The organism is Antarctobacter heliothermus (assembly GCF_002237555.1).
GTDB lineage: Bacteria > Pseudomonadota > Alphaproteobacteria > Rhodobacterales > Rhodobacteraceae > Antarctobacter > Antarctobacter heliothermus_B.
In genome coordinates this window covers 931058-946727 of sequence record NZ_CP022540.1, presented here as the reverse complement: position 1 = coordinate 946727, position 15670 = coordinate 931058, and the positions used below count along the sequence as shown (strand labels likewise).

The window sequence follows — 15670 nt, the reverse complement described above, 5'->3', positions numbered from 1 at the left end:
AACAGGGCCGGGGGAACTCAACAGGAGGACAAGAAATGTATTCATTCGATATGGTCCGGCCCACCAGTGTGGCCGACGCGGTTTCGGCCCTTGGACAGGAAGACGCTCAGGCGCTGTCCGGTGGTCAAACCCTGATCCCGACGCTGAAACAGCGTCTGGCCAGCCCCTCGGTTCTGGTCAGCCTGACCGGCATCGCGGACATGAAGGGCGTTTGCCGCGAAGACAGCGGTGACCTTGCCATCGGTGGCGGCACCACCCACGCTACCGTCGCGGCAGAGGCGGCCTCGATCTACCCCGGTCTGGCGAAACTGGCCGGCGGCATCGGCGATCCGGCGGTCCGCAATCGCGGCACCATCGGCGGCAGCATTGCCAACAACGACCCGTCGGCCTGCTACCCGGCGGCGGCGCTGGGTTCGGGCGCGACGATCGTGACCAACAACCGCGAAATCGCGGCAGACGATTTCTTTCAGGGCATGTTCACCACCGCTCTGGAAGAGGGTGAAATCATCACCTCGGTCCGCTTCCCGGTGCCAGAGGTCGCAGGCTACGCCAAGTTCGAACAGCCCGCCTCGCGTTTCGCGCTGACGGCTGTCTTTGTGGCGAAATACGCCGACGGCGTGCGCGTTGCGGTGACAGGAGCGTCCGAAAACGGCGTCTTCCGCTGGACCGAGGCAGAGGCCGCGCTGTCGTCCAACTTCTCTCCCGATGCGGTGGCCGGTCTGTCGCTGTCGGGCGACGACATGATCTCCGACCTGCACGGCACCGGCGCCTACCGCGCCCATCTTGTCGGCGTGATGACCAAACGCGCGGTCGCCGCGGCTAGCTGAGCCGCCTTTGCGTGACCTCAAAGACCCCCGGTATCGCCGGGGGTCTTTTCGTCTCTGGCGTTTCTTCTGTCTGGAATAAGCGTCGGGGGCAGGCGCCCTAGACCGTCCGCAGATTGCCCTCCGCATCGACTGCGGTGATCCGGTTCAGTCCGGCCTCCCGTTTCAACCTGCGAAGCCGGTTAAGATCCATGAACACCGCGGCCGTGGACAGCGCATCCGCCCAAGTCGCGCTTGCGGCCTCTATGCTGACCGTAGACCAAAGCGGTGGCCGCCCGTCCGGGGCAAGGATGTGCCATTGGTCTCCTAGTCGCAGCGCGGCGGGGCTAGAGCTTGCAATCGCACGGTCACTCAGGGCCAACGTGCTCACGATCCCCTGTTCCGGATCGGACAGTCCTAGCGTGAAGGGGCCTCCCAACGCCGCCTGTTCGCCAATGTCGATCAGCGCATGGTCAAACCCTGCGGCCTTGAGGTGACCACGCACAAAATCTGTCGCAAATCCCTGCGCGATTCCGTTCAGTGTGAGTTTCTGACCAGCCCGCAGGCGAATCCCGTCGGTCTGACTATTGATGACCCCGCGCCACCCAATCAATTTGCGGGCTTCGGCCGTGTCACGCCCGTCTGCCAACGCTCTCCACAGTGGTTGAACTGTCGGATCGAACAATCCGTCTGTCAGCGCGTATGCGGCGTCGATATCGTCCAGAATGCCCCGCAGGTCGGCAGGTGACCTGAGGAATCCGTTGCGGTTAAGGCGCGAAAGCGCGGAGTCGGACCGATACAGGCTAAAAGCACGCTCCATATCGTCCAGATGTGCTGGGATTGTCGTCAACGTGCGCTGCACCAATTGTCTTGGGCCTTTCAGCGTCACACTGACATCGGCCCCCATGGCTTGACCCGTCCATGTTCCGCGATAGGGTGCGGCCCGGCTTAGGCTGGGCGCGCTCGCGAAAGCGGCGGAGAGAGTCAGGAAACGCCGTCGCTTCATGCTGCCCGCCTCCGTTCGCGTGTCTTCAAAACCAGCGGCACGCATTGTGCCGGATCGTCGTGGATCGTGACGCAATCCAGGCAGCCAAAGCACTCGCCATAGTCGATCTTGCCGGTTTTCGGGCCCGCCTTCGGGATCGCCTGATACTTGCAGCGCACAGAGCAAAGCTGGCAGGGGCTGCCGCACTCTGCCCGCCGCGCGATCCAGTCGCGCCCGCGCAACAGCCCGCCCAGCGCCATCAGCGCCCCGAGCGGGCAGATGTAGCGGCAGAACCCTTTGAACAGCACCGCCGACAGCAGCAACAGCCCCACCGCATAGGCGACATAGTACCATTCACGGACAAAGAACGTGGTGACGGCGGTCTTGAACGGCTCCACCTCTGCCGCCTTGTCCAACGCGCCCGGCGCGACAAAGGCCAGCCCCACCAGCCCCGCCAACACGCCGTATTTCACCAGCTTCAACCGCGCATCCCACCTTGCCGACACCGTCACCTGCGGCAGGCGCAGCAACCGCCCCAGATGATGCGCAAACTCTTGCATGGCACCAAAGGGACACAGCCAGCCGCAGAACAGCGCCCGCCCCCAGACGACAAAGCCGACAATCGCCGCGCCCCAGACCAGCAGCGAAAACGGATCATACAGCAGAAAGGCATAGCTGCCGCCCTCCCACGCCGTGCGGATCACCCCGATCACCGTGACGATGGACAGTTGCCCCTGTCCCCACCAGCCCACAAACCCCGTCATGACCGCCAGCACCGCCAGCCGCACAGGCGTAAAATACCGCAGACCGGCCAGCGCCGACTGCCGCCAGAACAGCACCGACAACAGCCCCGCCAGACCAAGGCCCAGCACAATCAGGTCAGTTTGCCGTTCGCGCAGCGCTGCCCGCCACGGCGGCAGGGCGCGCGGTGCCTCGGCGCGGGCAAAAAACCGGGCGTCGGTGGCCTGCGTGGATGACAGCGCGACGCTGCCCACCTGCGGCATGAAAGAGCCGTGCTTGCGCACCGCCTCCACATGCAGCGTCCAGGGTTCTGTCGGGTCAAACCCCAGCCGCCTGTCGGTGCGCAGGATCATCGCCTTCCCGTCCCGCACCGCCTCTGGCAGGTCGTCGCGCAAGGAAAACAGCAGATCGCTGTCCCGCAACGCAATCGGCAGGCCAAACTGTTCGGCTGTCAGCAGATCGGGCGAGGTGTTGCGCACGAAATCCTCTGTGATCAACCCGTGCCGCCCCGCCTCGATCAACGGGATCGGCTCATCAAAGGTCGAAATGGTCAGGAACTCCTGCACCTCGGCAAAGGACGGCCCGTCCAGCACCGCCCGCGCAATCGACGGCGGGCCAAGATCGACAATCCACAGATCCAGATAGGCCCCTTCAGGGTCTTCCTTGGCCGCCGGGTCGTCATCTTCCCACAGCGTTCCGGCAAATTCTGCCTCGATCTGGGCGTTGGTCACACGGTGCCGGGTCGCCAGCCCCTGCGCCACCAGATCGTCCCATGTCAGGGCTTCATCCACCGCAGGATCGGGATAGGCGGGCGGGCCGGCGGATACGCCCTGCATCTTTTCCCGCGCCACCTGCAAGGTCGCGGCCAGAATCGATTCATGCGCGATCCGCACGCTGGCGGTCGCCTTGGTCACACCGTCCAGATAGACCAACGCGCCGGTGCCGCCGCTGTCGCCATAGGGCGTGCCCACCACCATCGGCGCGGCGATGGAATGGCCCCGATACTGGGTAAAGAACGCCTCAAACGCCGCCTGCCCAAGGCCGGACACAAAGATCGGCTCGTTATGGCTGACCAGTTGGACATCCATGAACCGCCCCTCAAGGTCCAGCAACACCAAGGCGTTGATCGGCGCGCCGGAAAAGCCGGGCAGGGGGGCCAGCGGTTCGGTTTCAAAAATATAGCCTGCGGTGATCCCGCCCGCATTCTCCAGCGTCCAGACGCCTTTGTCGTTCACCGGTTCGCCCAGAATGAAAGGCGGAATAACCCGCTCTGCCAAGGCGTCGCGGCTCAGCGTCTCGGCCTGCGCAAGGCCCGCAAAATGGATCAGGCAGGACGCCAGCAGAACAAGGACATATCGCATGAGGCGCAGCCTATGACGCGCCCGCAACCTGCCCAAATGCGACCTTGGTCCAATGGGCGGCGGCGACGGACCACAGCCTAGGGTGCGGCGCAGGGATCTACGACTATAGGCGCGGTGAAACGGCGCGACCCCCGTGTTAGCCTGCCCCCCAAATCTGGCACGACGGGGAGGGTCCGCCATGTTTCTTCGCACAACGCTGGTTGCGCTGCTGGGTCTCTTTGCGGGGGCGGCTATCGCGCTGGACGATCCACAGACCCCGCTGAGCGATCCGATGCAGTCGGGCATGTGGGATTATCACCAGAAGGGGCTTTTGGGTGATCCCGCCGACATCCGCTTTGACGATCGCGTGGTGTTGCGTGCGCCCGCCTCGGCCGAGGATAGCCTGAATGTCCCCCTGCTGGTCGACGCCACGGCGATCCCGGACGTCAAACGTATCGTGGTCAGTGCCGATTACGGCCCGATCCCGCACATCCTGACCTATTACCCCGATCAGGCCGACGCCAAGCTGTCGCTGCGGTTCAAGATTGATCAGGCCACCGCCATCCGCGCCAGCGTCGAGACGCACTCCGGCGCATGGCATGTCGGTTCAATCTATATCGACGCGGCGGGCGGTGGGTGCACTGCGCCTGCCCACGCCTATGCCAACGACGATTGGGAAGAGAAACTGGGTGAGGTACACGGGCGGCTTTGGTCCGCCGCCGGGCGCGCCCGCCTGATCGTGGATCACCCGATGGACACCGGATTGGCCGATGGCATCCCGGTGTTCATCATTCAGGATCTGTCCTTGCAACGGGATGACGGCACGCAACTGGCGCGGCTGGAACTGGCAGAGCCGGTGAATGAGGACCCGGCCTTTACCTTTTACTTTGCCAAGGGCGCACTGCCCGCCTCGGTCAAGGTGGTCGGGCGCGACAACAACGGCAACCGCATCCGCGGCGTTCTGAGCGAAGGTGACCTGAACTGATGCTGACACGTCGCACGATTCTGGGCGCGCTGGCCGCTCTGCCGCTGGCCCCGCGCGCCTTTGCACAGGCCCGTCTGTCCTATGATCTGGTCGCCAAGCCGCTGGCCGATGGTATCTGGATGGTCGAAGGCGCAACCGACCACTTCTCGATGCAGAACGGCGGCGCGATTGTGAACATCACCCTGATCAAGGGCGACAGCGGGCTGATTCTGATCGATACCGGATCATCGCGCCGCTATGGCGAGGCGCTGGTGACTCTCGCCCGCAGTCTGGACATTCGCGGCATCTCGACCGTGGTAAACACCCACCATCACCCCGACCATTTCTTTGGCAATCAGGTCTTTGCCGGGACGCCGATCCTTGCGCTGGGCGAGACGCGACAGGCCGCGCTGGCAGAGGGCGAAGGCTTTGCCGACAACATGTATCGTATTCTGGGCGACTGGATGCGCGGCACAGAGGTGGTGCCACCAACGGATGTGATCGCGGGCGGCGATATCCGTCTGGACGGCCGCGATTTCCTCGCTCTTCCGCTGGGCGGACACACGGCGGCGGATCTTGCCCTGCTGGACCGCCGGACAGGCACTCTGATCGCGGGCGACCTTGTGTTCCACAACCGCGCGCCGACCACACCCAGCGCCGACTTGCCGCGCTGGATCGCATCACTGGATGCGCTGGACGCGCAGAAACCGGCGCTGATCCTTCCTGGCCACGGCCCCGCCGACCCGACCGGGGCGGCGATCACCCAGACCCGCGACTACCTGCGCTGGCTCGACACCGCGCTGCGCGACGGCGCCCAGTCCGGTCTGGACATGGTCGAACTGATGGACACCCCCCTGCCAGAGCGGTTCGCCACCATGGGCGCGCAGCCGCAAGAGTATCAGCGCTCTGTCACCCACCTGTTCCCGGGGATCGAACTGGAAGAGCTGCCGCGCGGCAACTAGTCGACGTTGACCGGCACCGGATCGACCGGCTCCAGCACCCCGCCCATGTCCAGCCACCCGTCCGTGCCCAGCCGGAACCAGTGCACACGCGCATACCCCATCGCTGCGATCCTCTGCGCGGCGTTCCAACTCATCCAGCAATCGGCGACACAGTACACCACCAAGGGCCGCGCCATGTCGCCGCCCGTCGCCTGCGTCAGCCCCTCTGCCAGATAGCGCTGCATGACCGCGCTCAACTGCCCGCGCCCCACCTCGGGCAGCCAGATCGCGCCGGGCAGGCTCAGCCGCTGTTGCGACACCAGCCAGGTGCCATCCAACTCATCGAACCGCGACTGCTGTGCGCCAAAGACATCCAGCGCCACGGCCCCCGCCGCCAGCAGGTCGCGCGCCTCGACCGGCGATACCAGAACCGCAGGCGCGGGAATGTCGTCAGGCGTCGGCGCCCTCTGCCGCCCAACGCGATACCCCGTCGCGGGGTCAAACAGATCCGGCCGCGCCTCTTGATGCTCGGCATAAGGGGCCGCCGCCAATGGCGCGGTAGACAGACACAGGATCAGGGCAAATGCGCGTTTCATGGCCACAGACTAGGCCGCAAGGCCGCGCAGCGGAACCCGCCCTTGCCTTTGCGGGCGAGACTCGGGAAAAGAACCGCGCGCGGGCATCGGCACGCAACGTATTTCAAGGACAGGGATTACAGAATGGCCCCCAAATTCGGAACAAGCGGCCTGCGCGGCCTCGTCGTGGAACTGACCGAACCGCTGGTGCACGACTACGTCACCGCCTTTCTCAGCGCCTGCCCCCACGGCGGCGCGGTGCATGTGGGCCGCGACCTGCGCCCCTCGTCGCCGCAGATCGCAGGCTGGGTGATCGACGCCATCCGCGCGGCGGGCCTCAAAGCGGTGGACTGCGGCGCGGTCCCGACACCCGCGCTGGCGCTGTCCTCGCTGAACGCGGGCGCGGCGGCGGTCATGGTCACCGGCAGCCACATTCCTGCTGACCGCAACGGGCTGAAATTCTACGTCCCCACCGGCGAGATCTCCAAAGAGGATGAGGCGCTCATCAACAGGGCCCTCGGCCAAACCGCCCCCGACGCCGAACAAGGCAGCCTGACACAGGCCGACGCGCGCGCCGCCTATGTTGCCCGCTACACGGACGCCTACGGAACCGAGGCCCTGCAAGGGCTTCGCGTTGGCGTCTACCAACACAGTTCCGTCGCGCGCGACATCATGATCGACGTGGTTCAGGCGCTGAGCGGCACCGCCATCGCCATCGCCCGCTCAGACAAATTCATCCCGGTGGATACAGAGGCGCTCGACCCGGACACCAAGAAACTCTTCGCTGGATGGTTCGCCGAACACGACCTGCAAGTGCTGATCTCGACCGACGGCGACGCCGACCGCCCGATGCTGGTGGACGATGCGCAGCGCGTCGTACCGGGCGACGTTCTGGGCGCAGTGACCGCTGCCTCACTGGGGGCCAAGGTGATCTGCACGCCCGTCTCCTCCAACACCATGATCGACGCCGAGGGTGTCTTTGACTTTGCGCAAATCACCCGCACCAAAATCGGCTCTCCCTTTGTGATCGCTGCGATGGAGGATGCGTTGCAGGCCGATCCCGCCGCCCGCGTCGTGGGGTATGAGGCAAACGGCGGCTTCCTGCTGGGCTTTGCCGCCCAAGCACCCACCGGAAAGCTCGCGCCGCTGATGACCCGCGACTGCCTGCTGCCGAACCTCGCCCCGCTGGTTGCCGCCCGCGCCGCCGGTCAGCCGCTGTCGGCCCTGCTGGACGCGCTGCCGCCCCGCTTTACCGCCGCCGACCGCATTCAGGGAATTGCCACGGAAACCTCCAAGGCGTTCATCGCTAAACTGACCGAGGATGCCGCCGCCCGCGCGGCCTTCTTCGCCGCGACCGGCCCGGAATCCGCGCTGGACACAACCGACGGGCTGCGCGTGACCTTCGCCAATGGCGACGTGGTCCACCTGCGCCCCTCGGGCAACGCGCCAGAATTTCGCTGCTATGCAGAGGCCGGATCGCGGGACACCGCCACCGCACTGGTAGACACCTACCTTGGCAAACTGGGCGCAACGCTCAGCGCCTGATAAAAACGAACAAAGCCGCAAGGAGCACTCCCTGCGGCTTCTTCTCTGTCAAAATACCCCAATCAACCGGGCGTCGCTGCGATCAGCCCGCCTTGGTCAGCGCATCCACCGCCGCCAAACCCTTCAACAAGCGCGCCAGATCATCGACCGGCACCATGTTCGGCCCGTCGCTGGGCGCGTTGTCCGGGTCTTCGTGCGTCTCGATAAACACAGCGGCGCAGCCCACGGCCAGCGCGGCGCGGGCCAGCGGTTCGACAAACTGGCGCTGCCCGCCAGAGGATGTTCCCTGTCCGCCGGGCAATTGCACCGAATGGGTTGCGTCGAAGACCACCGGATAGCCGGTCTCGCCCATGATCGGCAGCGACCGCATGTCCGACACCAGCATGTTATAGCCAAACGAAGTGCCGCGCTCACAGAGCATGATCTTTTCGTTCCCGGTCGAGGCGATCTTGGCCGCGACATTGGCCATGTCCCAAGGGGCCAGGAACTGCCCCTTCTTGACGTTGATCGCGGCCCCGGTTTCGCCGGCTGCCAGCAGCAGGTCGGTCTGCCGCGACAGAAAGGCCGGGATTTGCAGCACGTCCACGGCAGAGGCGACAGTGGCGCATTGGTCGGGCGCGTGCACATCGGTCAGCACCGGAACCCCGAATTCTGACCGGATAGTCGATAGGACGCGCAGCCCCTCTTCCATGCCGATACCGCGCTTGCCCGACAGGGATGAGCGGTTGGCCTTGTCGTAGCTGGCCTTGAAGATCCAGTTCACGCCTGCGGCCTCTGCTGCCGCCGCGATCCGTTCGGCCAGCATCCGCGCGTGATCCAGCGTCTCGATTTGGCAGGGACCGGCGATCAGGGTGAAAGGGGCGGCGTTGGAGACGGTATAGTCCCCGATTGAAACGTCCGTCATGCGATGCCTTCCTTTGCCAGCACGCCTTCGATGCGCGCCACGTCCACAGGGTTGTTGAGTTCCCAGAATACCCGGCCTTTGCCCTCGACCGGAACACAGGTCACCGGCACGCCGTTTTCGAGGAACCGCAGCTGTTCCAGCCCCTCGGCCTTTTCCAGCGGCCCCTCGGGCCATGACATATAGGCCTCCAGCGCCTCGGGGCGATAGGCATAGACGCCGACGTGGTGCCAGACCTCGGGCGGGGTCTCCAGCGATCCGACGAAGGGCAGCACTTCCTTGGAGAAATATAGCGCAGTGCCATCGGCGCGGGCGACGGCGGTGGTGCCGCCAACGCGGCCGTTCTGGCGGTCGGTCACGAAATTGGTCAGCGTCTCGGCATCACAGCGCAGGATCGGCGTGGCCATCCGCACCGCCGGGTCGGCCATCCGTTCAATCAGCGCCTCGACGAACCACGCGGGCGTCAGCGGCGCGTCCCCTTGCAGGTTCACCACGCAGTCGGGGGTGTGCTGCAGTTGCGCAACGCCCTCGGCACAGCGTTCGGTGCCGTTGCGCGCGTGTTCCGACGTCATCAGCACATCCGCGCCAAAGCCGCGCGCCGCCTCGGCGATACGGCTGTCGTCGGTCAGCACATAGACCGCGTCGGCCCCCTTGACCGCCTTCGCCGCCTCCCAGCTGCGCTGGATCAGCGATTTCGCCTCACCCGTCGCGCCCGTCAGTTCGACCAGCGGCTTGCCCGGATACCGGGTCGAGGCATAGCGCGCGGGGATGAAGATGACCGCGCTCATGCCACACCCGCCCGCAGCGCGTCGTGGATGTGCAGCAGGCCAACCAGCCGGTCACCGTCGGTCACCAGCAGGACCGTGCGTTTCGTCGTGTTCATGATGCCAAGCGCCTCGATCAGCAGGGTGTCGGGGGCGGTGACCAGCGGTCCACGCGTGGCAACCTGCCCCGCACGGCGGTCCATCAGCCCCTCCATGTTGCGGCGCAAATCGCCGTCGGTGATGATGCCCATCAGCCGCTCACCCTCATCGACCAGCGCGGCCACGCCGAACCCCTTCTGGCTCATCACCAGCAGGCATTCGGACATCGGCGTGTCCTCTTGCACGAGTGGCAGTTCCTCACCCCGGTGCATGACGGCAGAGACATGCAGCAGTTGCGCCCCCAAAGTCCCGCCGGGATGGAAGGCCGCGAAACTGGAGCGGTCGAACCCCCGGCTCTGCATCATCGCCACCGCCAACGCATCCCCCAGCGCCATCGCCATCGTCGTCGAGGTGGTCGGCGCCATGCCGATGGCACAGGCCTCTGGCGCGTCGGGCATCAGCAGGACAAAATCCGCCGCCCGTGACAGGGTGCTGTCCGCCCCCTTGGTCATCGCCACCAGCGGAATCGAGAACCGCGCGCAATGGGCGATCATATCGGCCAGTTCCCGCGTCTCGCCAGAGTTCGAAATCAGGATCACCGCGTCCGACGGCGTGATCATGCCCAGATCGCCATGGCTCGCCTCTCCCGGATGGACGCCCTGCGCAGGCGTGCCGGTCGACGCAAAGGTGGCGGCGATCTTGTTGGCCACATGGCCGGATTTGCCCATGCCGGACACGATCACGCGCCCCTGCACCTGCAACAGCCGGGCAACGACGGCGTCAAAACTGTCGGGAAGTTCATCGCCCAGCCGCGCCAATGCGGCGCTTTCGGTGGCTAGGACGGTGCGGGCGACCCGGGAAGGGCTGTCTGTCATGATTGTCTGCTCGGCTGTTGTCAGCCTGCGTGCTTTAGCGCCTCTGCCGGACCTTGTCCAATCGCGCAACAGTTTGCCGCGACGCGGCATGCGCAAGTTGACATTTGCCCCCTCACCGCCGCATGTCGTCGCCATATAGACCGGTCGAGGGATCGCTACCATGAAAATTGCCATGATCGGAACGGGCTATGTCGGCCTCGTTTCCGGAGTTTGTTTTTCGGATTTTGGACACAAAGTTGTCTGCGTGGACAAAGACCCCCGCAAGATAGAAATGTTGGAACGCGGCGAGGTGCCGATTTACGAGCCCGGCCTTGACGTGCTGATGCACAAGAACGTCGAGGCAGGCCGCCTGAGTTTCACGCTGGACCTCAAGACCGCCATCGACGGCGCGGATGCGGTGTTCATCGCCGTGGGCACCCCCACCCGGCGCGGTGACGGCCATGCGGACCTGACCTATGTCATGGCTGCGGCTGAGGAAATCGCCAAGGCGGCGACCGGCTATATGGTTGTCGTGACCAAATCGACAGTGCCCGTCGGCACCAACCGCAAGGTCAAAGAGGTGATCTCCGCCGCTGTCCCCGGCCTTGACTTCGACGTCGCGTCGAACCCGGAGTTCCTGCGCGAAGGCGCGGCCATCGACGACTTTATGAAACCGGACCGTGTGGTTGTCGGCGTCGAAAGCGACCGCGCAAAGCAGGTGATGGCGGATATCTACCGCCCGCTGTACTTGCGCGATTTCCCGATTGTCACCACCGATCTGGAATCGGCGGAGATGATCAAATACGCGGCCAACGCGTTTCTGGCGACCAAGATCACCTTTATCAATGAGATCGCCGCCCTGTGCGAAAAGGTCGGCGCGGATGTGAAATCCGTCTCCAAGGGCATGGGCATGGATGGCCGCATCGGGAACAAGTTCCTGCATGCCGGTCCCGGCTATGGCGGGTCGTGTTTCCCCAAGGACACCATGGCACTGGCCCGCATCGGTCAGGAACACGCGGCCCCCATCTCGATTGTCGAGACGGTCATCAAGGTCAATGAGGACGTCAAGCGCCGCATGATCGACAAGCTGGCCGATCTGTGTGACGGCGGCTTCAACGGCCAGACGGTCGCCGTGCTGGGCGTCACCTTCAAACCCAACACCGATGACATGCGCGACGCGCCGTCGCTGACCATCGTGCCTGCGTTGGTGGGTGGCGGGGCAAAGGTCCGCGTTGTCGATCCGCAAGGCCGCCGCGAAGGTGAGCATTTGCTGCCCGGCGTGACATGGGAGGAGGACCCCTATGCCGCCGCCAAGGGTGCCGATCTGCTGGTGATCCTGACCGAATGGAACGAATTCCGCGCGCTGGACCTGTCGCGCCTTGCCGGGTCCATGGCGCAGGCCAAACTGGCCGACCTGCGCAACATCTACGCGGCATCGGATGCGGCGGCAGCAGGCTTTACCGCCTATGAAAGCATCGGTCGTGTCGGCCTGACCAGCTAAGGTTGGGCAACGCGCCCCGCCGATCCAGACGCCGCCCTTCGGGGCGGCGTTTTGCGTCTGACGGGACGGCGTTGTGCCCATCAACCGCCCTCTGGACTAACCTTTTGGGTAAGAAGTCGTTGCTTTCCGGCCACATAAGCACGGGTTTTCCTTGCGGAAGGTCAACCCCCATGCCGGGTTCCGCTTTGAGATACGCCAGCGGCGCTGTAGCCTAATTGTTAATAAAAAAAGACTGAGGCAGGCAAACAGATATGGCAACGGGCTATCGTGGCACGTTCGTCATCTCGTGGGCACAGACGGAAATCGACGGGGTGCAGGACGCGCCTCTTCCGGCGCTTAAGGTCGGGGCCGCGTGGTCCTGGACCGGAGAGCCGGTTCGGGTGGATGGGCCCGCGTCGGTATTGCAACTGGGCGATGAGAGTGGCGACGCAAACATTCGTCCGCGCGCGGCGCGCATGGTGCGGCGTCTTGTGGGCGCGGCGCTGGAACGCGACACGCCCGGACGATCATCTGACGTCGTGGACGACGGCGACCCCCGGCATGGCGATTCCTGTTTTGTCGTGACTGATGGGCGCAAGGGGTACACCGTGACCCTGATCCCGGTTGGACGACATGTGCCGCCTTTGCTGATGTTCCTGGATGAGGTGCCGCCCTCTGCGGTCGATCTCTGGGTGGTTCACCACGCTCGTACGGTCGAACCGCTGGAAATGCCCTTCGATCCCGGTGGGGCGGTGATCTGTTTCACGCCGCGCACCCGAATCCTCACTCCCACCGGGTCGATGCCTGTGGGTCTTCTGCGTGAGGGGGATCTGGTGCAGACCAAAGACAGCGGCGCACAGCCTGTTTGCTGGATTGGCAGCCGGCGCATGTCGGGCGCGCGGCTGTTTGCCATGCCCTCGCTGCGCCCGATCCGCCTGCGCGCCGGGGCGCTGGGGCTGGATCAGCCCAATTGCGACATCCTTGTCTCGCCAGAGCATCGCATGGTGGTGCGCGGCGCTGCGGCGCGGGCCTTGTTCAACACGCCAGAGGTGCTGGTCGCCGCGCGCGATCTGGTGGACGGGCAGGGCATCGTGCAGGACATGGACATCAAAGAGGTGACCTATGTGCATCTCCTGCTGCCCCGGCACGAGGTGCTGTTTGCCGATGGCGTCGAAACCGAGAGCTTTCATCCCGCCAACGCCGCGCTGTCCTCGATGGACAGCGCCGACCGCACGCGCCTGCTGCAAACCCTGCCCGGCGTGGCAGGCAACCCGCAATCCTACGGTGCCTACGCGCGGCGCAACCTGTCCGCGTCCGAGGCTGCAATCCTGATGCACGAGGCGGCATGAGCGAAAACGGGTGTTCCATGACATCCCCGTCCCGGACCTGATCCGGGGCCTATGGTTGGGGTGGGTCCAGGCTCGTTCCGGCCTACCCGTTCCCTAACAAACTATAAAAACGCCTCTGCAAGCCATTGAAATCATTTGGGCGGGTTGTTGTCCACGCGTGGACAGCCCCAAAATCACTCGCGGATCTCGTCCGGTTTGACCCCCCACAATGCGGTCTTGTCGGCCCATCCCTTGTAGCCCTTTGCCGTCAGTTTGCACCAATCCGGACCGCAATCGCCCAGCCGCGCGATCACCCCCAATTCCAGCCGCGCCACCACCGGACTGTCCGGATCTTCGCGCTGATACAGGCTCAACATGTCCTGCTCGATGATGACCGTCCTCGACCCCGACAGCAGCGAATAATGCACCCATCCCCCGGCCCCGTCGCGGTCCCGCACGCGCCGCCAATGGCCATGCTCGGCGGTGATCTCCAGCGGCATCGACCGCCGCTTGTACACCCAGTCGATCCGATGCGTCAGCGACGGCCCGCGCCGCACGTTGCCCTCGGACGCCTTCAACGACACAAACCGCGGCAAAGGCAGGTTTGTCTCTGGCCCCTTGTCCTGCGCCGAGGCCAAAGGCGCGGCAAACAGGCCAAGCGCCATCGCCATGGCGATCGCTTTCTTGAACATGGTCTCTGATCCTGCTCAGTTTTTCCGGCGGGGTTCTTGCGCCCCGTCCTGTCCTGACGCAGTCTACCGCCCAAGTGCCCCGATGGGGAAGTTTGGGGAGAGGCTGCATGCCATCAAAACGTCTGAGTGTTGTCGTGACGCGACGCTTGCCCGAAGTCGTCGAGACTCGGTTGACCGAGTTGTTCGACGCCAAGCTGCGCGAAGATGACCGCCCCATGACCCGGGGTGAGCTTGTGGACGCCATGCAGGAGGCAGATGTCCTTGTGTCCACGGTCACCGACCGGATCGACGCCGGGCTGATCGGTCAGGCGGGAGAAAAGCTGAAACTGATCGCAAATTTCGGGGCGGGATTCGATCACATCGATGTGGCCACGGCCCGATCACGCGGAATTTTGGTGTCGAACACGCCGGGCGTTGTGACAGAGGACACCGCCGACATGGTTCTGGCCCTGATGCTGGGGGTGACCCGCCGCATTCAGGAGGGCATGAAGGTGATGCAGGAGGGCAGCTGGCAAGGCTGGGCGCCCACCGCACTGCTGGGTGGGCGTCTGGGTGGTCGTCGTCTGGGTATCCTTGGCATGGGTCGCATCGGTCAGGCCGTGGCGCGCCGCGCCGCCGCCTTTGGCATGCAGGTGCATTACCACAATCGCCATCGCCTGCGCCCCGAGATTGAAGACGCGCTGGAGGCAACCTATTGGGAGAGCCTTGACCAGATGGTCGCGCGGATGGACGTGATCAGCGTCAATTGCCCGTCAACGCCCAGCACCTATCACCTGCTGAACGCGCGCCGATTGCAACTGATGAAACCCAGCGCCGTGATCGTGAATACCTCACGCGGAGAGGTGATCGACGAAAACGCGCTGACGCGGATGCTCAAGGCCGGGCAATTGGCGGGCGCAGGGTTGGATGTCTACGAACAGGGGCTGGCGGGCAATCCCGAACTGCGTGATATGCCCAACGTGGTGATGCTGCCGCACATGGGATCGGCCACGCAGGAAGGCCGCGTCGAGATGGGCGAAAAGGTGATCATCAACATCAAGACTTTTGACGATGGTCACCGTCCGCCGGATCAGGTTGTGCCCGCGATGCTGTAGGGGCCGTGGCCGATGCGCGGGCATCCTCAATGCGTCGACCGTTGGCCACGCTCAGGTCCATAACGCCGCGCGGAAGACCAAGCCAATCGATCGCCGCAGGAATATCCGCAAACCGCGCACATCGTGCGGTGCCCGCGCGTGACACCTGCGCGCAATAGTCCGTCAAGATGGGTGTCATGTCCCGTTGAGGCGCGACAAAGGCGATTTCCCATGGGGCGGCCCGCAGGGCGGCATCAGCTGAAATGGTCCGGGCCAAAAAGGACATACCCTCATAGAACACGTTCAGATTTGTCAGGCTTCGCATGTCGTTGATGGCATATCGCAGGCAATCTGACTGGGGGTGTGAGAGCATGTCGGAATAGCTGCGTACGATGTCCCCGACTGTTGTGCAGCCGAAATAATCGGCATGCACGAGGTTCCAGCGCGGAAAGAACGTCAGGTCGAGGGGCACGGCAATACTCGGGTTGTCTGACAGGTGTGGGCATCGGTTTCTGCACCGCAGTATAGCGCCAAGTCCGTTGCAAAGGCTGACTTTCTTCCGGTTGTTTTGTGTCGGAACACCTA

The 15670-nt window shown here is 64.5% G+C and carries 15 protein-coding genes; 7 read left to right on the top strand and 8 right to left on the bottom strand.

Annotation, left to right across the window (positions count from 1 at the left end):
* Positions 1-35: 35 nt before the first annotated feature.
* Entirely contained in the window at positions 36-827 is a 792-nt protein-coding gene (locus ANTHELSMS3_RS04500) for an FAD binding domain-containing protein (RefSeq protein ID WP_094033831.1), read from the top strand.
* 97 nt (positions 828-924) lie between these two features.
* On the opposite strand, the gene ANTHELSMS3_RS04495 is transcribed toward ANTHELSMS3_RS04500, so the two are convergent.
* Positions 925-1809 (bottom strand): FAD:protein FMN transferase, encoded by an 885-nt coding sequence (locus tag ANTHELSMS3_RS04495; protein ID WP_254694844.1) that lies wholly within the window; start codon positions 1807-1809, stop codon positions 925-927.
* Positions 1806-3890, bottom strand: a complete 2085-nt coding sequence (locus ANTHELSMS3_RS04490; protein ID WP_094033829.1) for a 4Fe-4S binding protein — start codon at positions 3888-3890, stop codon at positions 1806-1808. The genes ANTHELSMS3_RS04495 and ANTHELSMS3_RS04490 overlap by 4 nt, the downstream gene beginning before the upstream one ends.
* A gap of 178 nt (positions 3891-4068) precedes the next feature.
* Between ANTHELSMS3_RS04490 and ANTHELSMS3_RS04485 the strand changes: the two genes are divergently transcribed.
* Together ANTHELSMS3_RS04485 and ANTHELSMS3_RS04480 are read left to right on the top strand one after the other, a co-directional pair.
* Positions 4069-4854, top strand: a complete 786-nt coding sequence (locus tag ANTHELSMS3_RS04485) for a quinoprotein dehydrogenase-associated SoxYZ-like carrier (protein WP_094033828.1) — start codon at positions 4069-4071, stop codon at positions 4852-4854.
* Complete coding sequence (locus ANTHELSMS3_RS04480) at positions 4854-5795, top strand: quinoprotein relay system zinc metallohydrolase 1 (RefSeq protein WP_094033827.1); 942 nt, start codon at positions 4854-4856, stop codon at positions 5793-5795. The genes ANTHELSMS3_RS04485 and ANTHELSMS3_RS04480 overlap by 1 nt, the downstream gene beginning before the upstream one ends.
* On the opposite strand, the gene ANTHELSMS3_RS04475 is transcribed toward ANTHELSMS3_RS04480, so the two are convergent.
* The gene (locus ANTHELSMS3_RS04475; protein WP_094033826.1) at positions 5792-6370 is read right to left on the bottom strand and encodes a rhodanese-like domain-containing protein; all 579 of its coding nucleotides are present in this window, start codon (positions 6368-6370) and stop codon (positions 5792-5794) included. The two genes, ANTHELSMS3_RS04480 and ANTHELSMS3_RS04475, sit on opposite strands and share 4 nt — an antisense overlap.
* A 123-nt stretch (positions 6371-6493) precedes the next feature.
* Here ANTHELSMS3_RS04475 and ANTHELSMS3_RS04470 point away from each other — a divergent pair, with 123 nt between their 5' ends.
* Positions 6494-7894, top strand: a complete 1401-nt coding sequence (locus ANTHELSMS3_RS04470) for a phosphomannomutase (RefSeq protein WP_094033825.1) — start codon at positions 6494-6496, stop codon at positions 7892-7894.
* An 82-nt stretch (positions 7895-7976) separates the two neighbouring features.
* On the opposite strand, the gene kdsA is transcribed toward ANTHELSMS3_RS04470, so the two are convergent.
* From kdsA to ANTHELSMS3_RS04455, 3 genes are read right to left on the bottom strand one after another with little or no spacing between them, the layout of a single operon-like run.
* The gene (gene kdsA, locus ANTHELSMS3_RS04465; RefSeq protein WP_094033824.1) at positions 7977-8798 is read right to left on the bottom strand and encodes a 3-deoxy-8-phosphooctulonate synthase; all 822 of its coding nucleotides are present in this window, start codon (positions 8796-8798) and stop codon (positions 7977-7979) included.
* Positions 8795-9583, bottom strand: coding sequence for a 3-deoxy-manno-octulosonate cytidylyltransferase (locus tag ANTHELSMS3_RS04460; RefSeq protein ID WP_094033823.1), 789 nt, complete (start codon positions 9581-9583; stop codon positions 8795-8797). Before ANTHELSMS3_RS04460 ends, kdsA begins: the two co-directional genes overlap by 4 nt.
* The gene (locus ANTHELSMS3_RS04455) at positions 9580-10533 is read right to left on the bottom strand and encodes a KpsF/GutQ family sugar-phosphate isomerase (RefSeq protein WP_198319878.1); all 954 of its coding nucleotides are present in this window, start codon (positions 10531-10533) and stop codon (positions 9580-9582) included. Before ANTHELSMS3_RS04455 ends, ANTHELSMS3_RS04460 begins: the two co-directional genes overlap by 4 nt.
* Positions 10534-10693: 160 nt before the next feature.
* On the opposite strand from ANTHELSMS3_RS04455, the gene ANTHELSMS3_RS04450 reads away from it, so the two are divergent.
* Both ANTHELSMS3_RS04450 and ANTHELSMS3_RS04445 read left to right on the top strand, forming a co-directional pair.
* A complete protein-coding gene (locus ANTHELSMS3_RS04450; RefSeq protein ID WP_094033822.1) occupies positions 10694-12013 on the top strand; it encodes a UDP-glucose dehydrogenase family protein in 1320 nt (439 codons plus the stop codon).
* Positions 12014-12264: 251 nt separating this feature from the next.
* On the top strand, positions 12265-13341 hold the full coding sequence (locus ANTHELSMS3_RS04445) for a Hint domain-containing protein (protein ID WP_094033821.1): 1077 nt from the start codon (positions 12265-12267) through the stop codon (positions 13339-13341).
* 173 nt (positions 13342-13514) lie between these two features.
* Here the strand turns inward: ANTHELSMS3_RS04445 and ANTHELSMS3_RS04440 are convergent, their stop codons facing one another.
* Positions 13515-14012, bottom strand: coding sequence for an SH3 domain-containing protein (locus ANTHELSMS3_RS04440; RefSeq protein WP_094033820.1), 498 nt, complete (start codon positions 14010-14012; stop codon positions 13515-13517).
* 107 nt (positions 14013-14119) lie between these two features.
* Between ANTHELSMS3_RS04440 and ANTHELSMS3_RS04435 the strand changes: the two genes are divergently transcribed.
* A complete protein-coding gene (locus ANTHELSMS3_RS04435; protein WP_094033819.1) occupies positions 14120-15106 on the top strand; it encodes a 2-hydroxyacid dehydrogenase in 987 nt (328 codons plus the stop codon).
* On the opposite strand, the gene ANTHELSMS3_RS04430 is transcribed toward ANTHELSMS3_RS04435, so the two are convergent.
* Positions 15048-15557: a hypothetical protein gene (locus ANTHELSMS3_RS04430; protein WP_094033818.1), complete on the bottom strand. Its 510-nt coding sequence runs from the start codon at positions 15555-15557 to the stop codon at positions 15048-15050. The genes ANTHELSMS3_RS04435 and ANTHELSMS3_RS04430 overlap by 59 nt on opposite strands.
* Positions 15558-15670 lie beyond the last annotated feature (113 nt).